This is a genomic window from Aeromicrobium sp., from assembly GCF_023146395.1.
GTDB lineage: Bacteria > Actinomycetota > Actinomycetes > Propionibacteriales > Nocardioidaceae > Aeromicrobium.
The window spans coordinates 121,459-146,949 of sequence record NZ_JAGLCD010000006.1 but is presented as its reverse complement, the minus strand read 5'-3'; the positions used below and the strand labels follow the sequence as shown (position 1 = coordinate 146,949).

At 72.1% G+C, this 25,491-nt stretch carries 31 protein-coding genes and 4 tRNA genes; 21 read left to right on the top strand and 14 right to left on the bottom strand.

Annotated features, from left to right (window positions below):
- Positions 1–139 precede the first annotated feature (139 nt).
- A complete protein-coding gene (locus tag KAG51_RS05825) occupies positions 140–1,861 on the bottom strand; it encodes an FAD-dependent oxidoreductase (RefSeq protein WP_290581582.1) in 1,722 nt (573 codons plus the stop codon).
- 59 nt (positions 1,862–1,920) lie between these two features.
- Between KAG51_RS05825 and KAG51_RS05820 the strand changes: the two genes are divergently transcribed.
- The 3 genes from KAG51_RS05820 to KAG51_RS05810 are packed head-to-tail and all read left to right on the top strand — an operon-like array spanning position 1,921 to position 4,564.
- Entirely contained in the window at positions 1,921–2,520 is a 600-nt protein-coding gene (locus KAG51_RS05820; protein WP_290581580.1) for a TetR/AcrR family transcriptional regulator, read from the top strand.
- Positions 2,517–3,938, top strand: a complete 1,422-nt coding sequence (locus KAG51_RS05815) for an NAD(P)/FAD-dependent oxidoreductase (RefSeq protein WP_290581578.1) — start codon at positions 2,517–2,519, stop codon at positions 3,936–3,938. The genes KAG51_RS05820 and KAG51_RS05815 overlap by 4 nt, the downstream gene beginning before the upstream one ends.
- On the top strand, positions 3,929–4,564 hold the full coding sequence (locus KAG51_RS05810; RefSeq protein ID WP_290581576.1) for an acetoacetate decarboxylase family protein: 636 nt from the start codon (positions 3,929–3,931) through the stop codon (positions 4,562–4,564). Before KAG51_RS05815 ends, KAG51_RS05810 begins: the two co-directional genes overlap by 10 nt.
- Positions 4,565–4,721: 157 nt before the next feature.
- Here KAG51_RS05810 and KAG51_RS05805 read toward each other — a convergent pair whose 3' ends face one another.
- A complete protein-coding gene (locus KAG51_RS05805; protein ID WP_290581574.1) occupies positions 4,722–5,096 on the bottom strand; it encodes a hypothetical protein in 375 nt (124 codons plus the stop codon).
- 79 nt (positions 5,097–5,175) lie between these two features.
- Between KAG51_RS05805 and KAG51_RS05800 the strand changes: the two genes are divergently transcribed.
- On the top strand, positions 5,176–5,679 hold the full coding sequence (locus tag KAG51_RS05800) for a hypothetical protein (RefSeq protein WP_290581572.1): 504 nt from the start codon (positions 5,176–5,178) through the stop codon (positions 5,677–5,679).
- Positions 5,680–5,734: 55 nt separating this feature from the next.
- Here KAG51_RS05800 and KAG51_RS05795 read toward each other — a convergent pair.
- Positions 5,735–5,806 (bottom strand) — tRNA-Val (locus KAG51_RS05795).
- A gap of 79 nt (positions 5,807–5,885) precedes the next feature.
- On the bottom strand, positions 5,886–6,734 hold the full coding sequence (locus KAG51_RS05790) for an aminotransferase class IV (RefSeq protein ID WP_290581570.1): 849 nt from the start codon (positions 6,732–6,734) through the stop codon (positions 5,886–5,888).
- An 81-nt stretch (positions 6,735–6,815) separates the two neighbouring features.
- Here KAG51_RS05790 and KAG51_RS05785 point away from each other — a divergent pair.
- The 5 genes from KAG51_RS05785 (at position 6,816) to KAG51_RS05765 (ending at position 7,980) form a co-directional block, all read left to right on the top strand.
- Positions 6,816–6,887, top strand: a tRNA-Gly gene (locus tag KAG51_RS05785).
- 26 nt (positions 6,888–6,913) lie between these two features.
- Positions 6,914–6,984: transfer RNA gene (locus tag KAG51_RS05780), tRNA-Cys, on the top strand.
- A gap of 23 nt (positions 6,985–7,007) precedes the next feature.
- Positions 7,008–7,079 (top strand) — tRNA-Val (locus tag KAG51_RS05775).
- A gap of 61 nt (positions 7,080–7,140) precedes the next feature.
- Positions 7,141–7,503: a YchJ family metal-binding protein gene (locus tag KAG51_RS05770; RefSeq protein WP_290581568.1), complete on the top strand. Its 363-nt coding sequence runs from the start codon at positions 7,141–7,143 to the stop codon at positions 7,501–7,503.
- Positions 7,504–7,512: 9 nt separating this feature from the next.
- Positions 7,513–7,980: a YbaK/EbsC family protein gene (locus tag KAG51_RS05765; protein ID WP_290581566.1), complete on the top strand. Its 468-nt coding sequence runs from the start codon at positions 7,513–7,515 to the stop codon at positions 7,978–7,980.
- A 3-nt stretch (positions 7,981–7,983) separates the two neighbouring features.
- Here KAG51_RS05765 and KAG51_RS05760 read toward each other — a convergent pair whose 3' ends face one another.
- Positions 7,984–8,928 carry a YihY/virulence factor BrkB family protein gene (locus tag KAG51_RS05760; protein ID WP_290581564.1) on the bottom strand — a complete coding sequence of 315 codons (945 nt, stop codon included), beginning with the start codon at positions 8,926–8,928 and terminating at the stop codon, positions 7,984–7,986.
- 147 nt (positions 8,929–9,075) lie between these two features.
- Between KAG51_RS05760 and KAG51_RS05755 the strand changes: the two genes are divergently transcribed.
- From KAG51_RS05755 to KAG51_RS05740, 4 genes are all read left to right on the top strand, one after another.
- Positions 9,076–9,702 (top strand): hypothetical protein, encoded by a 627-nt coding sequence (locus KAG51_RS05755; RefSeq protein WP_290581562.1) that lies wholly within the window; start codon positions 9,076–9,078, stop codon positions 9,700–9,702.
- 310 nt (positions 9,703–10,012) lie between these two features.
- Positions 10,013–11,692 (top strand): nitrite/sulfite reductase, encoded by a 1,680-nt coding sequence (locus KAG51_RS05750; protein WP_290581560.1) that lies wholly within the window; start codon positions 10,013–10,015, stop codon positions 11,690–11,692.
- A gap of 52 nt (positions 11,693–11,744) precedes the next feature.
- Positions 11,745–11,963, top strand: a complete 219-nt coding sequence (locus KAG51_RS05745; RefSeq protein ID WP_290581558.1) for a hypothetical protein — start codon at positions 11,745–11,747, stop codon at positions 11,961–11,963.
- A complete protein-coding gene (locus KAG51_RS05740; RefSeq protein ID WP_290581556.1) occupies positions 11,960–12,724 on the top strand; it encodes a CbiX/SirB N-terminal domain-containing protein in 765 nt (254 codons plus the stop codon). Before KAG51_RS05745 ends, KAG51_RS05740 begins: the two co-directional genes overlap by 4 nt.
- A gap of 42 nt (positions 12,725–12,766) precedes the next feature.
- Here KAG51_RS05740 and KAG51_RS05735 read toward each other — a convergent pair whose 3' ends face one another.
- Positions 12,767–13,615, bottom strand: a complete 849-nt coding sequence (locus KAG51_RS05735) for a PPK2 family polyphosphate kinase (RefSeq protein WP_290581554.1) — start codon at positions 13,613–13,615, stop codon at positions 12,767–12,769.
- Positions 13,616–13,624: 9 nt separating this feature from the next.
- Here KAG51_RS05735 and KAG51_RS05730 point away from each other — a divergent pair, with 9 nt between their 5' ends.
- Genes KAG51_RS05730 through msrB form a run of 3 tightly spaced genes read left to right on the top strand, consistent with a single transcriptional unit; the run spans position 13,625 to position 15,311 of the window.
- Positions 13,625–14,377, top strand: a complete 753-nt coding sequence (locus KAG51_RS05730; RefSeq protein ID WP_290581552.1) for a dihydrofolate reductase family protein — start codon at positions 13,625–13,627, stop codon at positions 14,375–14,377.
- Positions 14,378–14,386: 9 nt separating this feature from the next.
- Positions 14,387–14,881, top strand: a complete 495-nt coding sequence (locus KAG51_RS05725) for a hypothetical protein (protein WP_290581550.1) — start codon at positions 14,387–14,389, stop codon at positions 14,879–14,881.
- 1 nt (position 14,882) lies between these two features.
- Positions 14,883–15,311 carry a peptide-methionine (R)-S-oxide reductase MsrB gene (gene msrB, locus KAG51_RS05720; protein WP_290581548.1) on the top strand — a complete coding sequence of 143 codons (429 nt, stop codon included), beginning with the start codon at positions 14,883–14,885 and terminating at the stop codon, positions 15,309–15,311.
- Between the two features lie 37 nt (positions 15,312–15,348).
- On the opposite strand, the gene hemQ is transcribed toward msrB, so the two are convergent.
- The 3 genes from hemQ to hemE are packed head-to-tail and all read right to left on the bottom strand — an operon-like array spanning position 15,349 to position 18,441.
- Complete coding sequence (hemQ, locus tag KAG51_RS05715) at positions 15,349–16,068, bottom strand: hydrogen peroxide-dependent heme synthase (RefSeq protein WP_290581546.1); 720 nt, start codon at positions 16,066–16,068, stop codon at positions 15,349–15,351.
- A gap of 4 nt (positions 16,069–16,072) precedes the next feature.
- The gene (gene hemG / locus KAG51_RS05710; protein ID WP_290581544.1) at positions 16,073–17,404 is read right to left on the bottom strand and encodes a protoporphyrinogen oxidase; all 1,332 of its coding nucleotides are present in this window, start codon (positions 17,402–17,404) and stop codon (positions 16,073–16,075) included.
- On the bottom strand, positions 17,404–18,441 hold the full coding sequence (gene hemE / locus KAG51_RS05705) for a uroporphyrinogen decarboxylase (protein WP_290581533.1): 1,038 nt from the start codon (positions 18,439–18,441) through the stop codon (positions 17,404–17,406). The genes hemG and hemE overlap by 1 nt, the downstream gene beginning before the upstream one ends.
- Positions 18,442–18,616: 175 nt before the next feature.
- Here hemE and KAG51_RS05700 point away from each other — a divergent pair, with 175 nt between their 5' ends.
- The 5 genes from KAG51_RS05700 (at position 18,617) to KAG51_RS05680 (ending at position 22,727) form a co-directional block, all read left to right on the top strand.
- The gene (locus KAG51_RS05700) at positions 18,617–19,216 is read left to right on the top strand and encodes a DUF3000 domain-containing protein (RefSeq protein ID WP_290581531.1); all 600 of its coding nucleotides are present in this window, start codon (positions 18,617–18,619) and stop codon (positions 19,214–19,216) included.
- A complete protein-coding gene (locus KAG51_RS05695) occupies positions 19,213–20,592 on the top strand; it encodes an HRDC domain-containing protein (protein ID WP_363316144.1) in 1,380 nt (459 codons plus the stop codon). The genes KAG51_RS05700 and KAG51_RS05695 overlap by 4 nt, the downstream gene beginning before the upstream one ends.
- An 18-nt stretch (positions 20,593–20,610) precedes the next feature.
- Complete coding sequence (locus KAG51_RS05690; protein WP_290581528.1) at positions 20,611–21,201, top strand: hypothetical protein; 591 nt, start codon at positions 20,611–20,613, stop codon at positions 21,199–21,201.
- A gap of 189 nt (positions 21,202–21,390) precedes the next feature.
- Positions 21,391–22,065, top strand: coding sequence for a TrkA family potassium uptake protein (locus tag KAG51_RS05685; RefSeq protein ID WP_290581526.1), 675 nt, complete (start codon positions 21,391–21,393; stop codon positions 22,063–22,065).
- On the top strand, positions 22,065–22,727 hold the full coding sequence (locus KAG51_RS05680; RefSeq protein ID WP_290581524.1) for a TrkA family potassium uptake protein: 663 nt from the start codon (positions 22,065–22,067) through the stop codon (positions 22,725–22,727). The genes KAG51_RS05685 and KAG51_RS05680 overlap by 1 nt, the downstream gene beginning before the upstream one ends.
- 31 nt (positions 22,728–22,758) lie before the next feature.
- Here the strand turns inward: KAG51_RS05680 and KAG51_RS05675 are convergent, their stop codons facing one another.
- The 5 genes from KAG51_RS05675 to dut are packed head-to-tail and all read right to left on the bottom strand — an operon-like array spanning position 22,759 to position 25,486.
- Positions 22,759–23,235, bottom strand: a complete 477-nt coding sequence (locus tag KAG51_RS05675) for a general stress protein (RefSeq protein WP_290581522.1) — start codon at positions 23,233–23,235, stop codon at positions 22,759–22,761.
- Between the two features lie 28 nt (positions 23,236–23,263).
- Positions 23,264–23,950: a DUF3159 domain-containing protein gene (locus KAG51_RS05670; protein WP_290581520.1), complete on the bottom strand. Its 687-nt coding sequence runs from the start codon at positions 23,948–23,950 to the stop codon at positions 23,264–23,266.
- A complete protein-coding gene (locus KAG51_RS05665) occupies positions 23,943–24,296 on the bottom strand; it encodes a DNA-binding protein (protein WP_290581518.1) in 354 nt (117 codons plus the stop codon). Before KAG51_RS05665 ends, KAG51_RS05670 begins: the two co-directional genes overlap by 8 nt.
- 9 nt (positions 24,297–24,305) lie before the next feature.
- A complete protein-coding gene (locus KAG51_RS05660) occupies positions 24,306–25,025 on the bottom strand; it encodes a DUF3710 domain-containing protein (RefSeq protein WP_290581516.1) in 720 nt (239 codons plus the stop codon).
- The gene (dut, locus tag KAG51_RS05655) at positions 25,025–25,486 is read right to left on the bottom strand and encodes a dUTP diphosphatase (RefSeq protein ID WP_290581514.1); all 462 of its coding nucleotides are present in this window, start codon (positions 25,484–25,486) and stop codon (positions 25,025–25,027) included. The genes KAG51_RS05660 and dut overlap by 1 nt, the downstream gene beginning before the upstream one ends.
- Between the last annotated feature and the right edge of the window lie 5 nt (positions 25,487–25,491).

Sequence of the window (25,491 nt, the reverse complement as noted above, 5' to 3'; positions counted from 1 at the left end):
CCTTGCTCGATCCGGCCACCCCCACGGCTGGGCAGCGCTCTTGACCGCCACCCTAGCCGTGACCACTGATCGGCGGAATCGGTCCCGTCGCCGCCACCGTCCACGGGCCGAACGAGGCCGGCGCGGAGCCGGAGCCGCGTCAGACGTCGGCGGTGTCGGCCGGTCGCACCTTCGGCATGGGCAGCAGGAGCGCGGCGGGCGCACCCGCGGGCACCGCAGGCGCCACGGGGGCCACGGCGTCGAGACGACGGTACGGCTGACCGGGCGCAGGTCGCTGGTCGGCCTCGCCCTTGTTGGGCCAGAACGACATCGCGCGCTCGGCCTGGGCCGTGATCGTGAGCGACGGGTTGACGCCCAGGTTGGCCGAGATCGCCGAGCCGTCGGCGACGTGGAGCCCGTCGTAGCCGTGCACCCTCTGGTAGGGGTCGATGACCCCGGTCTCGGCGCTCTCGCCGATCACGCAGCCGCCGATGAAGTGCGCCGTGAGCGGCACCCCCACGAGCTCGCCGACCGAGCTGCCGGGATGACCGCCGATGGCCGCGGCGACGTCCTTCGAGACCCGGTCGGCCACGGGGATCCAGTCGGGGTTCGGCTCGCCAGCACCCTGACGGCTCGAGAGGCGCGTGCCGAACAGGCCTCGCCGGCGGAACGTCGTGATCGAGTTGTCGACCGACTGCATGACCAGGATGACGATCGACTGCTCGGCCCAGCGCCGCGGCGAGTGCATCCGCCACGTGCCCCGCATCCCGAGCAGGCGGTAGCCCCGCAGCACGGCACGCAGGCGCCCCCCGGGGCCCGGACGGTCCGGGAGCGCCATGTTCATGAGGCTGAGCGCCCCCGAGCCGCGTCCGTAGCGCACGGGCTCGACGTGGGTCACGGCATCGGGGTGGAACGACGAGGTGATGGCGACGCCCTCGGTGTAGTCGGCGTCCTTCGCGGTCGAGCGGGCCGACAGGACCGCCTCGGAGTTCGTGCGGCTCAGCGCGCCGATCCGGTCCGACAGGTGGGGCAGGGACCGCTCCTTGAGCCGGTGCAGGAGATCCTGGGTGCTCAGCGCGTTGCCGGCGAACACGACCTGCTCGGCCGTGAAGGTCTTGCGCCGTAGCGGACTGCCGGTGCGCCGGGTCCGGACCTCGTAGCCACCCCGCTCGAGCGGACGCACGTCGTGCACCGTCGTCAGCGCGTGGATGTCGGCGCCGTTCTTCTCCGCGAGGTAGAGGTAGTTCTTGACGAGCGTGTTCTTGGCGTTGTGCCGGCATCCGGTCATGCAGGCTCCGCAGTCGAGGCAGGCGTTGCGATCGGGGCCGGCGCCGCCGAAGAACGGGTCACCGAGATTCGCGCCGGGCTCGTCGCCGAACAGGACGCCCACGTCGGTGGGGTGGAACGTCTCACCGACGCCGTAGTCGCGCGCCAGCTGCTCGACCAGGTCGTCGGCCGGCGTGCGTCCGGGGTAGGTCGTGACGCCCAGCATCTTCTTGGCCTGCGCGTAGTGCGGGGCGAGCTCGTCGCGCCAGTCGGTGATGTGGGCCCAGTGCGGGTCGGCGTAGAACGGCTCGAGCGGCTCGTAGAGCGTGTTGGCGTACACGAGCGAGCCGCCGCCGACGCCGGTGCCGCTCGTGATCAGCACGTCCTTCAGCAGCGTGATGCGCATGATGCCGAAACAGCGCGCCCACGGGGCCCAGAGGTAGCGGCGCACCTTCCAGGAGGTCTCGGGGAACTCGTCGTCGGCGAAGCGCCGGCCGGCCTCCATGACCCCGACGCGATATCCCTTCTCGGTCAGGCGCAGCGCCGTGACGCTGCCGCCGAAGCCGGATCCCACCACCACGACGTCGTAGTCGAACTGCTCGCTCTTCTCGCCCATGTGGGGCAGGTTACACGCGCTATTGACACTATGCCAATAGTCTCGCCACACTGGTGTTCGTGACCCCACCCGCACCGGCGCCCGCCCGCAGCCGACTCGACCCGGACGCCCGCCGCCGCCAGATCATCGACGCCGTGCGCCCGCTCTACCTGGCCCGCGCGTTCAACGACGTGTCGACCGCCGAGCTCGCCGCAGCCGCCGGTGTCGCGCGCGGACTGATCAACCACTACTTCGGGTCCAAGCGAGACCTGTTCATCGAGGTCATGCGGTCCTCGATCCGGATGCCGGAGTCGGAGCTGCCCGACCTGTCGCATCTGCCCCTGGCCGAGCGCGTGCGGCTCACGATGGACTGGATCCTCCAGGCCGCCGAGACCTACGGGCACGCCTGGGTGAGCGTCTCGGGCGCGGCGAACCTGCATGGCGACTCCGACCTGCAGGTCGTGGTCGACGAGGCCGACGACCACGCGGCCCGCCTCACGCTCGATGCGATCGGACTGCCCGACGACCCGCACCTGCGGGCGCGCCTGCGCGCCACGGCGGCCCTCGTGAAGTCCGTCTGCCGTGAGTGGCTCCAGCGCGAGATGCTCACGCGCGACGAGGCGCTCGAGCTGCTCACCGAGACCGTCCTGCTGTTCGCCACCAAGGAGAAGACCTCATGACCTCGATCGGGATCATCGGCTCGGGCTTCGGCGCCATCGCCACGGCCGTCGAGCTGACCCGCCACGGGCACGACGACGTGCGCCTCTGGGAGCGATCGTCCGAGCTCGGCGGGGTGTGGCGCGACAACACCTACCCCGGCGCGGGCTGCGACGTTCCCTCGCCGCTGTACTCGTTCTCGTTCAACGTCAACAAGGACTGGAGCCGCCGCTACGCGCTCCAGGCCGAGATCCTCGACTACCTGCGCCGCACCGCCGACGAGTTCGGGGTGACCCCGCTCGTGCGGTTCGACCACGAGATCGTCTCGGCCCACTGGATCGAGGACGACCGGCAGTGGGAGGTCGGGTTCGCGGGCGGCACGAGCGAGCGGGTCGACATCCTGATCAGCGCCGTCGGCCAGCTCTCCCGCCCCAAGCTGCCGCCCATCCCCGGCATCGAGGACTTCCAGGGCGAGCAGTTCCACTCCGCCGAGTGGCGTCACGACCTCGACCTGACCGGCCAGCGGGTCGCGGCGGTCGGGGTCGGCGCGAGCGCGATCCAGTACGCGCCCCACCTCGCCGAGCAGGCGGAGCACCTCACGCTGTTCCAGCGGTCGGCCAACCACATCTTCCCCAAGCCCGACAGCGCGATCCCCCGCTGGTGGCGTCAGGTGATTCCCTACGAGCGCGGCCTCTGGTGGTTCTTCGGCGAGCAGTTCTCGCGCGGGCTGGACCTCGGCACGCGCACCGGTCGCGCGATCGCGAAGGTGTGCGACTGGCACCTGAAGCGGTCGGTCACCGATCCCCAGACCCGGGCGGCGCTCACCCCGGACTACCCGCTGGGCTGCAAGCGCATCCTGTTCTCGAACAACTTCTACCCGACCGTGAACCGCCCCGACGTCACGCTCGAGCCGGCCGCCATCACGCGGGTGACCCCCGCGGGCCTCGAGACGGCCGACGGCCGGGTGCACGAGGCCGACGTCATCGTCTACGGAACCGGCTTCGACGCCCAGGACTTCCTCGACTCGATCGACATCACGGGCGTCGGTGGGCGCAAGCTCGCGGCCCAGTGGGCCGACGGCGCCCACGCCTACCTCGGGATGTACGTCCCGGGCTTCCCGAACCTGTTCGTCTCGTACGGGCCCAACACCAACCTCGGTGGCGGCTCGATCATCTACATGCTCGAGGCGCAGGCGCGGCACATGCGCCAGGTCCTGGACCGTCTGCGGGCCGGATCGTGGGAGACCGTCGAGGTCACCGAGGAGGCCGAGCGCGAGTTCGACGAGCGCGTGCAGGAGCGGCTCGCGCTGTCGGTCTGGGGGCAGTGCGACAACTGGTACCGCCACCCCTCGGGGCGCATCACGTCCAACTGGCCCGGCTCGACCAAGCCGTTCGAACGAGCGACCCGCCACCTGACCCCGGAGCACTTCGCATGGACCTGAGCGATCCCGCAGCCAGCGCGGGCGAGAACCTCGCCTACCCGCCCGAGCCGTGGGACCTCCACGGTCACGCGCAGGTCGGCGTCTGGCTGGTCCCGCGGCGGTCCGCTCCCCCGCCGCACCATCCCCGATCACGCCAGATCCGGATCTTCGGGCGGGTGCTCGTGGGCGCGGCGTTCTTCCGCTACGACGACCCGAGCCCACTGACGTACGACGAGATCATGGCGACCCAGCTCGTGCTCGACGGCTGGCGTCCCCGGGTCTCGATCACGCACATCTGGGTCGACTCCCCCGCGTCGATGGCGGGCGGCCGCGACCTCTGGGCGATCCCCAAGCACCTCGCGGAGTTCGAGCGGGTCACGAATCGCGCCTACACCGCCCGCGGCATCGGCACGCTGACGCTCGCGCGGTGGCGGGCCCTGCCGTTCCGCCTGCCGCTGGGCTTCCGGATCGCCCAGGACCGCGCGGGGGCGCTGCTGGTGTCGCCCGTGACGGGATCAGCACGCCTCGGGACCGGGAAGGGCTTCTGGACCTTCGACACCGCCGGCCCACTCGCCTTCCTCGCAGGCCGCAAGCCACTGCTGACCCTCACGGTCCAGCGGTTCCGCCTGTTCTTCGGGACGCGCTAGCTAGGGCAGCCAGCGCCGCCCGCAGGAGCACGTCCAGTGCGTCACGCCCAGCACGGAGGCGGCGCCGAGCTGATGTCCGCGAAGGCGGTGCCACGTCTTCATGCCCTCCACCATGACCCGACGACCTCGTCGGCGCACGTCCGGGGTGGGGGTCAGGCTAGATCCGCTCGCCGCCGAGGACCTCGAGGACCTCGTCGCACGAGGTGTCGAGGCACTCCACGCCCCAGTTGTCGCCGAAGACCACGCCGGACTCGCCCGGCGGGTCCTCCCCGGCGTCCTCGAAGTACTCCTTCACGTTCTCGGCGGCCGTGCGGTAGAGGTCGCGGCTCTCGCGATCGGCGAACCAGGCGATCCGGTAGCTGTTGCCGTCGACGGTGCAGGTGAGCGTCTCGTCGGACCCCACGACCTCGTCCTCCTGGACGTCCTCGCAGCCCAGCTCGGTCGCCGCCGCCCGCGCCGACTCGACGCCGTTGCCGCCGCAGGCGGACAGCAGCGGGAGACAGGCCAGAACACCGACGACGAGGGGACGCATGCGCCCATGATGCACGGAGCACCGGGGGCAGCCCCCGCCGATACCCTCAAGGATCTCCGGCACGACAGAAGGGCAGCATGTGAACATCGCGGGCGACAGCGTCAGAGATCGACTGCGGCGGCTCAACCAGGGCATTCGAATCCCGCCGCACGCGGTTTGGCTGCCGTTCTTCGCAGCCACCCAGGGCGGCAACGTGATCGCCGAGTTCGGCGAACGCGCCGATCTGCCCGACGGCGGATCCAGCGTGGCCTACACGGCGCTGCTGCCGAAACGCCTCGTCAGGGTCGTGGCGACGGGCACGGGGCCCTGGGAGGACCCCTTGAGCGGCACCCCCGACGACGTCACGGTCCAGTCGATCCCGATCGACGGCGCCGTCCTGGAGCTCGACGGCACCTCGACCGGGCGGTCCGAGCTCGGCAGCGAGTTCACGATCCAGACGACCGCACGGTTGAGTGTCGACGGCAGCTCGATCGCGGTGCCGTGCTTCCCCGCCTCGCTGCGCGACGACGCCGCACTCGCCGACGCCTTCACGAGTGCGGTCATCGCCGAGGTCAACCGGGACGCCTCGGCACGCCTGGCCTGAGGCCTGAACGCGAGAAGCCCCGGAGGCCTGCTGGCCGTCCGGGGCTCCTCAGCGGTGGGCGATACTGGGTTCGAACCAGTGACCTCTTCGGTGTGAACGAAGCGCGCTACCACTGCGCCAATCGCCCGCTGTGCGACAGTCACCTTAGCCCAACCTCGGGGGCCGCCACGAATCCGGGGTCGGGACACGCCGCCGCCCGAGGCGGGCTACCCGTCCAGGCCCCACAGACCCGGGCTCCGCGCGCTCCCGCGCGCCCAGATCTCCTGCAGCCGGCGGGTCAGCGGGCCTGGCGCGGCGAGCTCGCGGTCGTCGACCCGCTCGACGGCCTGCACGTCGCGCGTGGTGCCGACGAGCATGACCTCCTCGGCTGCACCGAGGACCTCGATCGGGTGGTCCTCCTCGTGGATCTCGAGCTCGCCGTCGGCCCACGCGAGCAGGATCCCCCGCGTGACACCCGCGAGCGGCCCGGCCGACAGGGTCGGCGTGACGACGCGACCGTCGAGGACGTAGACGAGATTGGATCCCGTGCCCTCGCAGACCTCACCGCGCGTGTTGGGCATGATCGCCTCGGAGGCGCCCCGCGCTCGGGCGGCCTCGACCATCAGTGCGTTCTCGCCGTACGACGTCGTCTTGAGCCCGGCCAGCGCACCTCGCTCGTTGCGCGGCCACGGCACCGTGACGACCCGGCTCACCGGCGGAGGCCGGTCGCACGGCTCGGTGACCACGACCGAGGTCTGCGGGCCGTCGCCCCGTGGTGACCCCAGCGGCCCCGGACCCGAGGTCACGGTGATGCGGATGCGACCGAACGGCAGCTCCTGCCCGTCGAGCGTCGACGCCACGCCGGACCGGATCGCGTCGAGATCAGGCTCCCCGATCCCGAGGCCCACGGCCGAACGGCCCAGGCGGTCCAGGTGCGGCGTCAACGCGAAGGGACGCCCGTGCTCGACCTTGATGGTCTCGAACACGCCATCGCCCACCACGAGACCGTGGTCGAGCACGCTCACGGCCCGTTCGTGCGGCGATTCCAGCACGCGTCCGTCGATCCACACCCGCATGCCGTCACGGTACGCGACCCCGGTTTGGGCTCGGCGGGCCGTGTGGGCTAATGTTTCTTCTCGGCCTCGCAAGAGGCCAGTGCGGACATAGCTCAGTGGTAGAGCATCACCTTGCCAAGGTGAGGGTCGCGAGTTCGAATCTCGTTGTCCGCTCGGAATCGGGTTACGGCCCATCCAGCGGTGGGTTGGCCGAGAGGCGAGGCAACGGACTGCAAATCCGTGTACACGGGTTCAAATCCCGTACCCACCTCGATCGCACAACTGAACACCCACGGGCGATTGGCGCAGCGGTAGCGCGCTTCCCTGACACGGAAGAGGTCACTGGTTCAAACCCAGTATCGCCCACAGCAAGACCCCCGGATTCCTCGCCGATTCCGGGGGTTTTGTCTATTCAGAGGGAGGTGTCGTGAGCTCACGATGCCCGTGCACGAGCGGACTCCCCCTCGACGCCTGCTGCGGGCGCGTGCTGGCCGACCACGCCGCGGCCACGACTCCCGAGCAGCTCATGCGCTCCCGGTTCAGCGCGTTCGCCCTCGGCGACTCCGCCCACCTGCTGCGGACCTGGCACCGCTCGACCAGACCGGCCACCCTCGAGCTGGACCCCACGATCCGGTGGACGCGCCTGGACGTCGAGCGCACCGACACCGCGCTCGTCGAGTTCGTCGCCCACTACCGCGGGCCGAACGGACCGGGCAAGCAGCACGAGACGAGCCGGTTCGTGCGCGAGGACGGCCTCTGGTTCTACCTCGACGGCGTGAGCCTGGCCTAGCATCGCCGCATGTCACTCGCGTCGGTCCGCGCCCATCTGGCCACCTTCGGGCGCGAGGGGGACGTGATCGTGCCGGAGGTCTCCAGCGCGACGGTCGAGCTGGCGGCCGCGGCCCTCGGGGTCGAGCCGGCGCGCATCGCCAAGACCATCGCCCTGCGCTCCGACGACCCGGACGCCTGCGTCCTGGTGGTCGCGGCCGGTGATGCCCGGATCGACAACGCGGCCTACAAGGCCACCTTCGGCCGCAAGGCCCAGATGGTGCGCGCCGAGGACGTCGAGCGGGTCACCGGACATCCCGTCGGCGGCGTCTGCCCCTTCGCCAACCCGCCCGGAACCGTCGTGCACCTCGACGAGTCGCTGCGCCGGTTCACGACAGTCTTCCCAGCCTGCGGAACCGCGAGCTCGGCGATCGAGCTGACACCGGACGAGCTCGCCTCCATCAGCGGCGCGATCGGCTGGGTCTCCGTCACGCGATGACCGTCACAGCGCCGGTGACGAGCCCGTCGCGCTCGTCGCCGGGCCGGGGTCCGACACGGCAGCGGGATCGTCGATCGATTGCTCGTCCGGGTGCCGGATCTCGTCGTACGCCGCGTTGATCGCCGCGCCGATCAACACCGCGATCGAGAGCACGTAGAGCAGGAGCAGCACCGCGATCGGCGCCGCCAGCGGGCCGTAGATCGACGAGCCGCCGCTGCTGAACCCCAGGACCCACCGCACGAAGTAGGCCCCGAGGATCCACATCCCCAACGTGAAGAAGGCGCCCGGGAGCCCCGACCGCCAGGTCTTCCGGATCGGGACCGCCAGGTGGTACAGCGTGCACAGGAACCCGACCGAGAGCAGCAGCACGGTGGGCCAGTACAGCTGGGTGAGGAAGTCGACGCGGTCCGGCGTCACGGCCTGGACGACGTCGGGCCCGGCGAGCAGCAGCGGCACGAGCACGATGCCGAGGACCAGGGCGACGACATAAAGGCCGAACGAGAGCGCGCGGGTCTTGACGATGCCGCGGTGGCCGCCGAGGCCGTACATGATCGTGATGGTGTCGATGAAGACGTTGAGCGCCCGCGACCCCGACCACAGAGCCAGCAGGAAGCCGATCGAGACGACGTCGAACCGTCCGCCCCGCAGGACCTCGTCGAGCGTCGGCGTGATGACCGCGTCGACCGTGCTGTCGGTCAGCGCGCGCGAGGCCAGGTCGATGACCCGGTCCTTGAGCACGTCGACCTGCGCGACCTGGTAGCGCTCGGCGATGAAGCCGATCGCGCCGGCGAGTCCGAACACCAGCGGCGGCAGCGAGAGGATCGCGAAGAAGGCCGCCTCGGCCGCCAGACCGGTGACGCGATTGCGGAAGCAGTTGCTGAAGGCATGGGCCGAGACGTGCGGCACCTGCCTCACGGGGTCCGGCCAGCCTGTGCGGAAGGCCGACATGGGGCCCACCGTATCGGCCCGCGACCCCGGAGCCCGGGACCTCGAGCGGACGCGTCCGCAGGGTCTGGGCGGCCACCTTCGGTACGCTCCCCCGGAGGTCCGACCGGGCGGCGATCGTCGCCTGGCCACTCCCGACAGGAGCCTGACGTGCGCACTCTCACCTCCGCAGCCCTCCACGGCGCGATCGTCGTGCTCGCGGCCCTCGCCGCCCTCCGGGCCAGCGATCCGGTGCTCACGGTCGCGGTGGTGGCCCTCGTGGCCGTGCTGATGACCTGGTTCGCGGCGCTGCCCGCCGAGGACGACGCCAGCAGGATCGGCGAGACCGGCACGCTCGCGGGCCTCACGCTCGCGATCGTCGGCCGGTCCCCCTGGGGCAACCTGCTCCCGGTCCTGGCGGTCCAGGCGGTCGTGGCGGTCGCGATCGGCGCCGCGGCGAACGCGCTCGCCGACCAGCTCGGACCCACCCTCGTGATCGGTGAGCCGTCGTTGGCCGTGGCGGCGATCGCCGCCACTCTCGCCGGCCTGACGGCCGCCTGGGTCACCCTCGCGATCGACGGGACCGCCCCGGTGGCGCTGGCCGGCGTGCCCGCCGTGGTCGCAGGAGGCACGGGCCCGATCGCCCTGGTGGTCGTGTTCCACCCGGCCGCCACGCTGGGCCTGGCCACGGCCGGGCTGCTGCCCTGGGACGTCGCCGCGGTCGCGGTCGCGGCGTCGACGGCCGCGGCGGTCATCGGCACGTACGCGATCAGCGCGCTGCTGCCGGCCGCGGAGTGAGCCGCTGGGCGTGACGCACCCCACACCTGCCCATGCAGACGTGGGATGCATGGTGCCCTTGTCTCACGATCTGGATGCGGTGTTCACATGTCGAGACCGTGGTTTGGCGGATGTCCCGGCCGCCGACACACTCGTGGCATGAAGTCCGCACACCCCGTCTGGCTCGTGGAGCGTCTCCACGTCGACCTGGGTCGTGCGCGCTCCTCGATGTGTCGCTGACCAGCGCTCCCGTTGACCACCTGATCGTCCGGGCGCGCGGCGACCGCCGTGTCTCGAGGCCCCGCCGTGCGCTCCTCCCGTGAGGAAACCCATGGCTCCGTCCGACACCACCCCGCCTCGCCGTCCCCGCCCCAAGCGCGGCGAGGGCCAGTGGGCCCTGGGCTACCGCGAGCCGCTCAACGCCAACGAGCAGTCCAAGAAGGACGACAACCCGCTCAACGTGCGCGCCCGCATCGAGAACATCTACGCGCACCGCGGGTTCGACAGCATCGACCCGGGCGACCTGCGCGGACGCTTTCGTTGGTGGGGGCTCTACACGCAGCGCAAGGCCGGGATCGACGGCGGCAAGACCGCCACGCTCGAGCCGGAGCAGCTCGACGCCGAGCACTTCATGCTGCGCGTCCGCATCGACGGCGGGCAGCTCAACCTCGAGCAGCTGCGCACGATCGGGGAGATCTCCACGACCTACGCCCGCGACACCGCGGACCTGACCGACCGCCAGAACGTCCAGTACCACTGGATCGACGTCCGTGACGTCCCGACCATCTGGCAGAGGCTGGAGTCGGTGGGCCTGTCCACGCAGGAGGCGTGCGGCGACTGCCCCCGTGTCATCCTCGGCAGCCCGGTCGCCGGGGTCTCGGAGGCCGAGATCATCGATGCCCGACCCGCGATCGACGCGATCGAGAGCCGCTACATCGGCGACCAGGCGTTCTCGAACCTCCCCCGCAAGTTCAAGTCGGCCATCAGTGGCCACCCCGGTCACGACGTGGTCCCCCAGATCAACGACATCGCCTTCATCGGTGCGGTCCATCCCGAGCACGGGCCGGGCTTCGACGTCTGGGTCGGCGGCGGCCTGTCGACCAACCCGATGCTCGCGCAGCGGCTCGGCGCCTGGGTCCCGATCGCCGAGGTGCCGCAGGTCTGGGAGGGCATCGTCAGCATCTTCCGCGACTACGGCTACCGACGCCTGCGAGCGCGCGCCCGTCTGAAGTTCCTCGTGGCCGACTGGGGCATCGAGAAGTTCCGCGACGTCCTGCAGACCGAGTACCTGGACCGCGAGCTGATCGACCTGGACGCTCCCGAGGTGCCCGCCACGCCGGTCGACCACGTTGGCATCCACCGCCAGAACGACGGTCGCTACTACGTCGGCGTCGCGTCGGCGGTCGGTCGGATCTCCGGGACCCTGCTGAGCCAGGTCGCCGACATCGTCGAGGCGCACGGCTCGCAGCGGGTCGCCACGACGCCGATGCAGAAGCTCGTCGTGCTCGACGTCGAGGAGGACCAGGTCGAGTCGCTCGTCGCCGCGCTCGCCGAGATCGGTCTCCAGGCGCGGCCGTCCGCATGGCGCCAGAACACGATGGCGTGCACCGGCATCGAGTACTGCAAGCTCGCGATCGTCGAGACCAAGCAGCGCGGCATCGACCTGGTGGACGAGCTGGAGCAGCGCGTCCCCGACCTCGACACTCCGATCACGGTCAACATCAACGGCTGCCCCAACTCGTGCGCCCGGATCCAGACCGCCGACATCGGCCTGAAGGGCCAGCTCGTCCTCGACGAGAACGGTGAGCAGGTCGAGGGCTTCCAGGTGCACCTGGGCGGGGCGCTCGGCCTGCAGGCGGGCTTCGGCCGCAAGATCCGCGCCCACAAGGTCACCGGGGCCCAGCTGCCCGACTACGTCGAGCGCCTGACCCGGGGCTACCTCGCCGAGCGCACCGAGGGCGAGTCGTTCGCCGGCTGGGTCGCTCGGGCCGACGAGGAGGCCCTGCGATGACCGATCGCGAGACGTGCACAGCGATGACCGATCGCATGAGAGGTGCAGAGCGATGACCGGTCGCGCGGTGCCGTTCCACTGTCCCTACTGCGCCGACGAGGACCTGCGTCCGCACGGCGAGACGCATGGGGCCTGGGAGTGCCGCAGCTGCCTGCGCGCCTTCAAGCTCTCGTTCATCGGCCAGCTCGACCCCACCACCATCACGACCCACGCCCAGCCCCGCACCGCGTCACCGCTCGGGGCCGAGCACGACGAAAGGAGGACACCATGAGCGCACCTGCACTCATTGCCCTGGCGCACGGCAGCCGCGACCCGCGGTCGGCCCGCACCATCACCGCCCTGACGGAGCTGGTCGCGTGCCTGCGTCCTGACCTCCGCGTGGCTCCCGCCTTCCTCGACCACAGTGCTCCCGATCTCGACAGCGTCGTCGACCGACTCGTGGCCGAGGGTCACTCCGAGATCGTCGTCGTGCCGTTGCTGCTGACCGAGGCGTACCACGCGAAGTACGACGTCCCCGCCGTCGTGGCGGCCGCCGCGAAACGGCACGACGACCTGCGGATCCAGACGACCGAGGTGCTCGGCATCGAGGGCGCCCTGTTCCGGGTGCTCGACGCGCGTCTGCGTGAGGCGCTCAAGGACCGTCGTGTGCGCGAGCTCGACGCCCTCGTGCTCGCCGGAGCGGGCTCCACCGATGCGGTCGCGAACGCGGCGATCGCCCGGGCGGCGCGCGCCTGGGGTGCCCACCACCGCCTGCCGACGATCGCGGCGTTCGCGTCGAGCGTGCCGCCGGCGGCGGGCGAGGCGGTGCGGGCCCACCGCGCCGACGGTCGCCGGCACATCGCCGTCGGGATGCTGTTCCTGGCTCCGGGGGTGCTCCCCGACCGTGTCCGGGAGCTGTCCTACGAGGCCGGGGCGGTCGCCGTGGCCGAGCCGCTCGGGGTCGACCAGGAGATCGCCTCGATCATCCTGGCGCGGTACGCCGTCGGTGCGGTCGGACTGGTGTCGTTCGACCACCTGTTCACGGGCGCCTGAGCTCCTGACGCACAGCCTGGACCCCGGGACGCACCGCCCCGCTCACTCCTCGGACTCGCCGTCCAGTCGAGCCAGCTCGGCGGCCGGGTCGAAGTCGGCGCGGGGCCAGTCGAGCTCGAGCGAGCGCAGGGTCTCGAGCAGCAGCGTCGCGACGGCCCAGTTGCGGTACCACTTGCGTCCCGACGGCACGACGTACCACGGGGCCACCGGGCTCGCGGTGCGCTCGACCGCCAGCTCGTACGCGGCCCGGTAGTCGTCCCACAGCGCGCGTTCGTCCAGGTCGGCGGGGTCGTACTTCCAGAACTTCGTCGGATCCTCCAGGCGCGCCCGGAGGCGGTCGGCCTGGACGTCGCGATCGATGTGCAGCAGGCACTTGAGCAGGACGCCGCCGCCGTCGACGAATCGCTGCTCGAAATCGACGATCGCCCGGTAGCGTCGCTCGATCTCCGCCGGCGGTGCGAGCGACCGGACCCGACCGATCAGGACGTCCTCGTAGTGCGAGCGGTCGAACACCCCGATCTGGCCTGCGGCAGGCAGACGGGCGTCGACCCGCCACAGGAAGTCGTGGGCGAGCTCGGCCTCGGTCGGCTTCCCGAACGAGGCCAGCGCGAGTCCCTGGGGATCGACCAGTCCGGCCACCGCGCGGATCGTGCCGCCCTTGCCCGAGGTGTCCATGCCCTGCAGGACCAGCAGGACCTTGCGCGGGGTCGAGTCCGCGCGGCCTCCGGCGTACAGCTTCTCCTGGAGCTCGGCGAGCTCCGGGCCCATCGCGGCCAGCGCCGCCTTGCCGTCTCCCTTGTCGCCGTCGAAGCCCGGCCTCGAGCGCGGATCCAGGCCTGCCAGGTCGAGCGGGCCCGTGTGGGAGAGGATGTCGCGCAGCTCGGTCGCCATGAGGGCAGTATGACCACCGTGACCACGATCCGCCCCGAGCGTCCTGGCGCCGACGAGCTCGCGACCCTCTACGCCCATCCGGTCGGCACCGACCGGGCCGGAGCACCACGTCCCTGGGTGCGCCTGAACTTCGTGAGCACCGTCGACGGCTCCGTGACGGGCGCCGACGGCGTCTCGGGCGGACTCGGGGGCGAGGCCGACCACGACGCGTACGCAGCGATGCGCAACGCCTGCGACGTCGTGCTCGTGGGCGCCGGCACGGCCCGCGACGAGGGATACGGGCCGATCACGAGCGCCTCGGTCGACACCGAGCGGCGTCGGGCCGCGGGCCTGGATCTCGTCCCCGCGCTCGCGGTCGTGTCCTCCCGCCTCGACGTCCCGGCGTCCCTCCTGACGGGCGGCACGGTCGTCGTCACCACGACCCGCGCCGCGTCCCACACTGGGCTCGACGTCGAGCTGGTCGCGGCAGGCGACGAGCAGATCGACTGGCCTGTCGTGCTCGCCGCGTTCGCCGCGCGAGGCTGGCACCGCGTGCTGTGCGAGGGCGGCCCCCACCTGGCGGGCGCGCTGGTCGCCGCGGACCTCGTCGACGAGGTCTGCCTCACGGTCGCTCCCCAGCTCGCGGGCGGTGCCGGACCGCGCTTGACGAGCGGCGCCCCTGCCGTGGATCGCGGCTTGCGTCTGGCGCACGTCGTGGTCGCGGGCGAGGTGCTGCTGACGCGCTGGCTGCGCGACCCGACAGAACTGGGATCACGGTCGTAGGCTGGCCACATGTACACCGTGGCCGTCCTCGTGGAACGGGCGCTCAACGACCTCGACGCCGACCAGCTGGTCGCGCTGCACGAGGCGTTGGACGACACCGTCACCTACCACCTGATCCTCCCGGTCGAGAGCTCCTCGGCGGCCCTCGCGTCGTCGCTCAGCTCGCTCGGCACCGGTGAGATCGCGCCGGCCGTGGCTCCGGAGCTCGTGCTCGACGCGGCCGACGAGGTCCGCCGCCAGGGCGCCGAGGAGCTCGACGCGAGCGCCGCCCTGCTGCGCTCCCGTGACCAGGTGGTCGTCCCGCTCCTGACCGACGACGATCCGGTCGACGAGCTGGTCCGCGTCGTGCGCGAGCACTCGGCCGACGAGGCGATCATCCTCACCGAGCCCCACTTCGTGAAGGAGTTCTTCGGGCTCGACTGGTCCGCGCGCGCCAAGCGCGCGCTCGACGTCCCCACCCTCCACCTGATCGAGCACGTTCCCTTCGACGGACAGGCACGCTGACATGAGCAAGCAGGACACCGACCACACGTACGACGTCGCCAAGACCGACGAGGAGTGGCGCTCCGAGCTGAGCGCGGCGGAGTACCACGTGCTCCGCCAGGCCGGCACCGAGCGCCCCGGCAGCAGTTCGTACGAGACTGATCCCACGGTCGGCGTCTACGCGTGTCGCGCGTGCGGCGCCGAGCTGTTCCGCAGCGAGACCAAGTTCGACGCGCACTGCGGCTGGCCGGCCTTCTACAGCCCGCTGGCCGGCGACAGCGTCGAGTACGTCGAGGACAGGTCGATGTTCCGCACCCGCACCGAGGTGCGCTGCGCGACCTGTGGTTCGCACCTCGGCCACGTCTTCGAGGGCGAGGGCTTCGACACCCCGACCGACCAGCGCTACTGCATCAACGGCATCGCCCTGCAGCTGCGTCCCGACGACGCCTGACCCGCACCCGCCGGCGAGCGACGGTCCGCCCGGCGGCTCAGGGCCAGAGCTCGGTCAGCTCGCTCCACGTGTGCTGGCGGCCGGTGTAGAACGGGATCTCCTCGCGCACGTGCCGGCGGGCCCGGCTGGCCCGCAGCTCACGCATGAGGTCGACGATCCGGTGGAGCTCGTCGGCCTCGAAGGCCAGGATCCACTCGTAGTCGCCGAGAGCGAAGGACGCCACGGTGTTGGCGCGGACGTCCGGGTACGGCCGCGCCTGCATGCCGTGCTCCTTGAGCATGTCGCGGCGCTCGTCCTCCGGCAGCAGGTACCACTCGTACGAGCGCACGAACGGGTAGACACAGACCCAGTCGCGCACCTGCTCGTCGGCCATGAAGGCCGGGACGTGAGACCGGTTGAACTCGGCCGGGCGGTGCAGCGCCGTCTGCGACCACACCGGCGCCATGCGGCTGCCGAGCGCGGTGCGCCGGAACGCGTTGTAGGCGGCCTGGAGCGCGTCAGCGGTCGGGGCGTGCCACCACACCATGAGGTCGGCGTCGGCGCGGATGCCGCTGACGTCGTAGCTCCCGCGGACGACCACGTCTTGATCGGCCAGCCGTGCCACGAGGTCGTCGACCTCGGCGGCCTCGGCGGCACGGTCGGCATCGCCCAGGACGCGGTCGAGCCGGAACACCGACCACATCGTGTACCGGATCGTGTCGTTGATCTCCTTGGCCAGCTTGCCCTGGTTGGCCACGCGTTCAGTCCGCTCGGTCATGGGGTCAGTCTCCCAACTCGTCCAACAGCCTCGTGACAGCGGCCTGGGCACCGGCCACGACGGCCGCGATGCCGACGCCGTCGTAGGCCGCGCCGCAGACCTCGAGTCCTCGGGCGCTCGCGACCGAGGACCGCACGGTGGCGACCCGGTCCAGGTGGCCGACCTCGTACTGCGGAAGGGCACCGCCCCAGCGCTGCACGTGCGTGTCGGCGGGTCGCGGCAGCCGTCCGACCGCCTCGGCCAGGTTGGCCAGGACCCGGTCGACGAGCTCGCCGTCGCCCAGCTGCAGGGCACGGGACTCCCCCGCACGCCCCACCGAGGCGCGCAGGACCGTGCGGCCGGAGTCAGCGACCCACGCCCACTTGGTGGAGCTGAAGGTGGCGGCCTTCACGAACCGGTCGTCGACCGGCGGCACGAGGAATCCCGAGCCGGCCAGCTCGAAGTGCTCCGCCAGCACGATCGTGACGAGCGCGACGCTCGCGTAGTCCAGGCCCGCGAGGGCGAAGGCGGCGTCGGGGGCCACCTCGGCCAAGAGCCGTGCCGTGGCCGGGGCGGGCGTCGCGACGACGACCGCGTCGGCGCGCACCTCCTCCACGTCACCGACCGGACCGGTCAGCAGGCGCCAGCCGTCGCCGGACCGCTCCACGAGGCGCACGGTGCTGCCGGTGCGGACCTCCGCGCCGGAGCGGTCGGCAACGGCCTGGGGCAGGGTGCCGACTCCCCCGACGAGACCGGCGAAGACCGGCGCGACGGGGGCGTCGGAGGCGGCCGCCCGTGCCGCCACCGCAGCGGTGACGGGGTCGTCGCCGAGGGCGAGCAGCTGGGGTGCGGCGGCCCGCAGCGAGAGGGCGTCGGCGTGGCCCGCGTAGACCCCGCCGAGCAGGGGCTCCACCAGACGCTGGAGCACCTCACGGCCGGCCCGCGCCGTGACGAACTCGCCCACCGACACGTCCTGGTCCGGCACGGGCACGGACTCGGCCCGCACGTCGTCGACGATGCCGCTCGCCGCCAGGGCCTCGAGGTCCGACGGCACGCCCAGCACGGTCGGCGGCAGCGGCCGGATGGCGCCGCGGGTCCACACCCCGGCACGCGTGGTGACGGGATGCTGCAGCTGATCGGCCAGACCGACCGCCTCGATCAGGCCCACCGCCTCCGGACGGCGAGCCAGCACCGACTCGGCGCCGAGGTCGAGCTGCACGCCACCGACGTGTCCCGAGAGGAGCTTGCCGCCGATGTGGTCGGCACCGTCCAGCACGACGACCTCGTGCCCGCGGCGGCCCAGCTCCCAGGCCGCCGTCAGGCCCGCGATGCCGGCCCCGACGACCGCGACCCGCATCAGTCGAGCTCGTAGGCGTGCACGACGTCGACGAGCCGGGTGAGCGCGTCCGGGTCGGTCTCGGGCAGCACGCCGTGGCCCAGGTTGAAGACGTGCCCGCGGGCCGCGCGGCCCTCGTCGAGCACGCGGCGCGCCTCGCGCTCGACGACGGCGGTCGGCGCGAACAGCACCGTGGGGTCGAGGTTGCCCTGGACCGCGCGCTCCGGACCGATGCGTCGCACCGCGTCGTCGAGCGGGATGCGCCAGTCGACTCCGACGACGTCGGCGCCGGCCTCGCCCATCGCGCCGAGGAGCTCACCCGTGCCGACGCCGAAGTGGATGCGCGGCACGTCGAGATCGGCCACGGCGTCCAGCACGGCCGTCGAGTGCGGCTGCGAGAACGTGCGGTAGTCGGCGAGGCTGAGCGCCCCCGCCCAGGAGTCGAACACCTGCACCGCCGAGGCACCGGCCTGCACCTGCAGGCGCAGGAACTGCCCGGCGATGGCGGCGATGCGCCCCATCAGGTCGTGCCAGAGCTCGGGATCGCTGTGCATCAGGGCCTTGGTGTGGCGGTAGTCGCGCGAGGGTCGCCCCTCGACGAGGTAGGAGGCCAGCGTGAACGGGGCACCGGCGAATCCGATCAGCGGAGTCGAGCCGAGCTCGCCGACGAGGGCCGTGACGGCCGCCAGGACCGGAGCGACGTCGTCGGGCTCGAGGTCGCGGAGCTGCGCGAGCTGCGCGCGTGAACGGATCGGCTCGGCGATGACCGGCCCGACCCCGGGAACGATGTCGAGGTCGACCCCGATCGCCTTGAGCGGCACGACGATGTCCGAGAAGAAGATCGCCGCGTCCACCCCGTGGCGTCGCACGGGCTGCATCGTGATCTCCACGACGAGCTCGGTCGTGAAGCACGAGTCGAGCATCGCGACGCCCTCGCGAAGCTTGCGGTACTCCGGCAGCGACCGGCCGGCCTGGCGCATGAACCAGACCGGTACGTGGGCGGGCGCCTCGCCGCGGCAGGCACGCAGGAAGGGACTTTCCGAGAGCGGTGTCGTCACCCGCCCAGTCTCTCAGGCGGCTCCCCGCGGCGCCCCACGCGATCCCGCACCGTGCCGCCAGGCGATCCCGCACCGTGCCGCCAGGCGATCCGGCCCCATGCCGCCAGGCGATCCCGCACCGTGTGGTGCGGAGTGTCGACCGGTGCTGACCCACCGCGCGCCCTACCATCGCGATGTGGGTGCGCACAACGAGCTCGGCGGGACGCCGAGCCAGTTCACCGCCGCCGTCGACCAGCTCAGGGCAGCCGCCGTGCGGCCTGAGGTCGTGGTCGAGCAGATGCCCGCCCCCACCCGGATCGCCCCGTTCGCACACGCCCTGAGCGGCGAGATCGTCGTGGCCGACCACGAGCTCGCGGGCGGCCGGTTCATCCTGCTGCACGACCCGGCCGGTCATGACGCCTGGAACGGCACGTTCCGCTGCGTCACGTTCGCCCGCGCCGACATCGAGGGCGACATGGCGGCCGATCCCGTCCTGCCGGCCGTCGGGTGGAGCTGGCTCGAGGACGCTCTGGCGGCTCGTGGTGCGGAGTCCACCGCGATCGGGGGCAGCGTCACCGTCGTGCACACCGAGGGATTCGGCTCGATGGTCGAGGACGCACCGCAGTCACAGGTCGAGGTCCGGGCCTCCTGGACCCCGCTCACGGGCGTCGGCGACCACCTCGGCGCGTGGAGCGACCTCCTGGCCGCCGTGGCCGGGCTCCCACCGCTCGCCCCGGACGTGGCCTACCTGCCGCGACGCGGGCACCTCGGCACGAGTCTCGGCGGCCGCCCGTGAGCTCCTTCGAGCCGGAGTTCCTCGTGCCGCGGGCGCCCGACCCCCAGAAGCAGCCGGCCCGGGCGCCAGCTGCCGACTCCTCCGGCACCGAGCCGGGCCCTCCCGCACCCGCGAAGGACGCGCCCCGGAAGAACGAGCCCTCGAACGACGAGCCGTCGTCCGGCGCCGACGCACCCGAGCCGGAAGCCGGTCTGCCGCCGCTGACGCTGCGCGACCCGTTGCCGGCGGTCGTCGACACCGAGGAGGCCTACGCCGCGACGTGTCGCGCGATCGCCGCAGGCACGGGTCCGGTCGCGATCGACGCCGAACGCGCCTCCGGCTACCGGTACTCCCAGCGCGCCTACCTCGTGCAGCTGCGTCGGGTCGGCTCCGGCACGCACCTGGTCGACCCCGTGCCGTTCGACGACCTGTCGGCGCTCGACGCGGCGATCGGCGACAGCGAGTGGATCCTGCACGCCGCGACGCAAGACCTCCCCTGCCTGACCGAGGCCGGCATGCGCCCACGGGCCCTGTTCGACACCGAGCTCGCCGGCCGCCTGCTGAACCTGCCCCGGGTGGGCCTGGCGACACTGGTCGAGCAGTTCCTCGGCCACAGCCTCGCCAAGGAGCACTCGGCCGCCGACTGGTCGACCCGACCGCTCCCGGACCCCTGGCTGCTCTACGCAGCCCTCGACGTCGAGGTGCTCGTCGAGCTGCGTGACCTGCTGGAGGCCGAGCTCGAGAAGGCCGGCAAGCTCGCGTGGGCCCGGCAGGAGTTCGCTGCGCTGCTGACGTTCACGGGGCCGGCGCCCAAGACCGACCGGTGGCGCCGGACGTCCGGCATGCACCGCCTTCGCGGACGTCGCAACCTCGCGCTCGTGCGTGAGCTGTGGCAGACGCGCGACGAGATCGCGCAACGCCGTGACACGACCCCCGGACGGGTCCTCCCGGACGCCGCCATCGTCGAGATGGCCACCGCGGCGCCCACCGACGTCGACGACCTCAAGAGCCTGCGCACGATGCGCGGACGCGGGGCTCGGCGCCACCTCAACGACTGGCAACGCGCGATCGACACCGCACTCGCCCTCCCCGAGGACGACCTGCCGCGCTCGAGCGTCCGGGGCGACGGCCCGCCACCGCCCCGCGCCTGGGCCGAGAAGCACCCCGACGCCGCCGACCGTCTCGGCCGATGCCGCGAGGTCGTGACGACGCTGGCCGACCGGCACGACCTTCCCGCGGAGAACCTGATCTCCCCCGGACTGGTGCGCGAGCTCGCGTGGGAGCCTCCGGCCGAGCTCTCGACCGCCACGGTGGGTGCGGCGCTGGCCGCGAAGGGTGCCCGTCCCTGGCAGGTCGAGCTCATCGCCGCCCCGCTCAGCGAGGCGCTCACCGCCTGACGCGTATCGTCGATCGGCATGGGTGACTTCCACCGGCCGGCCCTGCCCGGACCCACGGCGTTCCGCGACGTCGTCGGCACCCCCGATCACGCGGAGGCCACGGCCGCCGGGCACCGCATCGCGCACCTGCTGGTCCGCGGCACCGACAGCGCGGCCGACGAGGCCCTGGTCGAGCGGGTCGTGCACCTGGTCGACACCGAGGGGCTCGGCACGCTCGCCGATCTCTGGGCGGCGTGCCCCGTCGACACGATCGCCGGATGCCTGTGGCGCCTCTACCTGATCCACACGTGGGTGCATCGCCAGCCCGACCAGGCCGCGCGCGAGTACGCCGCCGGCGTCAGCCACGCCCCGGTCCAGAACGCGCTCGCGGGCGTCGTCGAGCCGCCCACGCCCGACGACGTCGTCCGGCTCGTCGATGCCGTCCTGCGGGGAGTCGTGCGCTCGGACTTCGACGTCACGCTCGACCGGGCTGCCGCCTTCGCCCACGTGGCCGCCGTGGGCCGCGGCCAGCTCGAGAACGGTGACCCGTTGAGCGCGGCGAGGCTGTTCGACCTGGCCCGCCAGCTGCGTCACGCCGCGGCCGTCGAGCGCGCGGGCCAGCTGTCCTGACGGCTTCGTGACGGGTTGGGCCGGCCGTTAGACTGAGCGGGCGCCGGGCTGAGGTAGCCCCGGGTCTCAACATCAGCCGCTACGAGCGGCCACGCGCCGTGAGGCGCTCCCAGCCCGGCGCACCCTCTCGTGGCGGTCCGACCTCTCAGCACCGCGGCGACGGCCCCGCCGCCGGTGTAGCGTCGCCTCGTGCACATCGTCATCATGGGGTGCGGACGCGTCGGCTCGTCGCTCGCACGCAGCCTCGAGGAACGCGGCCACACGACCGCCGTGATCGACTCCAACGCCGAGGCGTTCCGCAGGCTCGGACCCACGTACGGGGGGCTCACCGTGACCGGCATGGGCTTCGACCGCGACGTGCTGCGCCAGGCCGGGATCGAACGGGCCGATGCCTTCGCCGCGGTCTCCAGCGGCGACAACTCCAACATCATCTCCGCGCGGGTCGCGCGCGAGCTGTTCGGCGTCACGAACGTCGTCGCCCGGATCTACGACGCCGGCCGCGCCGAGGTCTACGAACGGCTCGGCATCCCCACCGTCGCCACCGTTCCGTGGGCGGCCGACCAGGTCCTGCGCCGGCTCCTGCCCGCCGGTTCGGAGCCCCAGTGGCGCGATCCGTCCGGAGAGCTGCGGCTCGACAGCGTCTACGCCCCGTTCGGGTGGGTCGGGCGGTCGATCTCCGAGCTCGAGGAGGCCGCCGACGTGCGGGTCGCGTACGTGACCCGGCTCGGCAGCGGCGTCGTCCCGACGGCGGCGATGGCGATCCAGGAGGGCGACTACCTGAGCGTCTTCATGCGCGACGACCGCGCCGAGGCGGCGCACGCGGTGCTGACGTCCGGACCCGACGCAGGGACGGAGGCCCACTGATGCGCGTCGCGATCGCTGGAGCAGGAGCCGTGGGACGTTCGGTGGCCACCGAGCTCGTCGAGAACGGTCACCACGTCCTGCTGATCGACAAGTCCCCGGCGTCGATCCGGTCCGAGGCTGTGCCCGGCGCTCAGTGGCTGCTGGCCGACGCGTGCGAGCTCTCCTCGCTCGAGGAGGCACGGCTCGAGACGTGCGACGTCGTGATCTCGGCCACCGGCGACGACAAGGCGAACCTGGTCATCTCCCTGCTCGCCAAGACCGAGTTCGCGGTGCCGCGCACCGTGGGACGGGTCAACCACCCGTCCAACGAGTGGCTGTTCGGCGAGTCGTGGGGGGTCGACGTCGCGGTGTCGACCCCGCGGCTCATGGCCGCGCTCGTGGAGGAGGCCGTGGCGATCGGCGACCTCGTGCGCCTGTTCACGTTCCGCCAGAGCAACACCAACCTGGTGGAGCTGACGATGCCGGAGGACTCGCCGCTCGTCGGCACGCGAGTGGCCGACGTGCCGTGGCCCAGTGACGTGCTGCTGGTCGCGATCCTGCGCGACACGTCGATCCTCAGCCCGGACCGCGACCGCGCGCTCGAGGCCGGCGACCAGCTGCTCTTCGTGACCCAGACCGACGCCGAGGCCGAGCTGGCGGCCCTGCTCGCCCCGAAGGGGTGACCCGCGCCCGTCACGCGGACCGGCGAACCGGTCAGGCGAAGGGGTCCGGCTGACCCACGGGACCGAGGAGCTCCTTGGCCCGCGCGAGGTGCCGGTGCTCGACCAGGACCTCGTACCGCGTGGCGACGACCGTGCGGACACTGCTGAAGTCGCGGCGACCGCGCGTCGCCGCGTAGCCCAGCAGCCCCCAGACGGCGCCGAACCCCGCGCCCACCAGGGCGCTCGTGGCGAGGATCTGGGCGAGGTGGGTCTCGGAGGCGAACAGCCCGATCAGCAGACCGACGAGGACGCCGAGCCACAGACCCGAGAGGCCACCGGCCAGGGCGACGCGCCCGGTCGTGAGCCGGCCCGTGACGCGCTCGACCTGCTTGAGGTCGGTGCCGACGATGAGCAGGTTCTGCACGGGGAACTCGGCGTCCGACAGGGCGTCGACCGCCTTCTGGGCGGCGTCGTAGTCGTCGAACGTCGCCAGGCTCTGCGGGAACTCGAGGGAGAAGATGGGAGACACGCTGCCGAGCCTAGCCCGGGTGCCGCGATCAGGCGGGATCGCGCGGTACGCCGTCGTCGTCGGTCCCGAGGGCTGGTCGCGTCAGCGCCGACGCCGGCGTGGAGTTGCGGCTCAGCAGGGCCGCCATCGCGAGCAGCGCCGCGACCTGCAGCGGCCAGCCCATCACGATCTTCGCGGTGCCCAGCAGCCCGACCTCGTCGGCGGCGTACAGCGGGTACTGCACCAGGACGCGCAGCACGCAGGGCGCGGCCAGGAGCCAGGTCAGCCGGGAGCAGAGCGCGACCAGGGCACTGTCGCGGTGCCAGGAGGTGACGTCGCCGCTCAGGCTGCCGACCAGGAACCCGACCACGGGCCACCCGACCAGGATCGTGCCGATCAGCACGACGGCGTAAGCGCCGTTGTAGAGGATGCCGGGCAGGAAGACGTCACGCGCTTCCCCTGAGCGCGAGGCGAACAGCGCCCCGATGCCGATCACGATCAGGGCGTTGATGACGAACTGCGGGGTGCTGCGCTGCACGAGACGGATCACCAGCAGCACGAGGGCCACCGCGACGGCGATGACGATCGAGCGTCGCAGCTCGTCGGTGACCAGGTAGGCGACGAGGAACGCCAGACTGGGCACTGCGCTCTCGACGACGCCTCGCAGTCCCCCGAAGGCGGCCGCCAGCTGACGGCGGACGAGCTCCTCGACGGTCTCGACGGTGGGCTCAGGCATCGAGCTCGTACGCGGGGTTGTGGATGACCTTCCGCCCGCCGCGGGTGCCGAGCCGCCCCCTGGCGGTCAGCGAGCGACCCGTCGAGATCCCGGTGATGCGCCGGCGGCCCAGCCACACCAGGGTGACGCTGTCGGACCCGTCGTACAGCTCGGCCTCGAGGGTCGAGATGCCGTCGACCGACCGCTGCGTCACGCTGCGCACGACGCCGTGGATCGCGACCCGCTCACGCTCGACGGTGTCGGCGATGTGACAGCACCCCGACCGCTCCGCGTCGTCACGCAGGTCGGCGGCATCGCGCTGCTCGGTCGTGAACCGGTCGAACGCGCGGCTGAGGATTCCGGGCATGTCTCGATCCTACGACGCGTCCGTGTCGGCGTCCGACGTCGCGCCCGTGCTGCCGGACTGGTCCGTTTCCGCGGGCTCGCGGGCACCAGCCGGGAGGGTCAGGGGCAGCACCTCACCCGGCCGTCGCGCCTCGGGTCCACGCACCACGACGGCACCGCGGAAGACGCCCATCAGGTCGCCGTCGTCACGGGGGTCCTTGGCCACGGGGCCGAGAAACGTGCCACGGACGGTCCATCGGGGGCCGTCGACCCCGATGACCCGGCTCGGCTGGACGGCCGGGGCGCCGTCGGGAGTCGTGACCGGCAGGACACACCGGACCTCAGTGCCGAACGGTCCGTCGACCTCCTCGGCCGTGCCCTTGCGCTCCTGCACCTCGCGCACCACGTCGGCCCGCAGCTCGTCCCACAGGCCGCCGTCGCGCGGCGCGGCGAACACCCGAAGGCGCAGAGCACCCTCCGGACCACGCAGCAGCACGACCGGAACCAGTCCGTCGTCGTCGTTGGCGGGGCGCTGCACGACGTAACCCTCGGGGACGCTGAAGCGCAGGGCCCCGAAGTCGAGGCGCCGGCCCAGCTCGGGCTGGTCGGCGACGTCCCACGGTCCCCCCGCGGTCTCGGAGTCCACCTGAGCCTGCTCGGCTGCCACGGCGCGTTCAGCACGGGCCTGGTCAGCCTCGGCCTCGGCCCTGGCGTCGCGCTCGGTGCGTCGGCGCGGTGAGAAGATCCCCATCAGACGTCCTTCCGGTGCAGGCTTTCGTGTCCCCCGGTCGACCCGTAGCCGCCCACCCCGCGCTCGGTCTCGTCGAGCGCGTCGACCTCGACGAAACGGGCGGTCTCGACCCGCTGCACGACGAGCTGGGCGATGCGGTCGCCGCGGCGGACCGTGAAGGGTTCGCGCGGGTCGAGGTTGACCAGGACGACCTTGATCTCTCCACGGTACCCGGCGTCGATCGTGCCGGGGGTGTTGACGATCGAGACACCGTGGCGCCAGGCCAGACCGGACCTCGGGTGGACGAAGGCCGCGTGGCCCTCCGGCAGGGCGAGGGCGATGCCGGTGGGCACGAGCTCGCGCTCACCCGGGGCGATCGTGACCTCGACGGTGCTGACCAGGTCGGCACCGGCGTCACCCGGGCGTGCGTAGGAGGGCACCGGGACGTCCGGATCGAGGCGGGTCAGGGGGATGGAGACCATGGGCC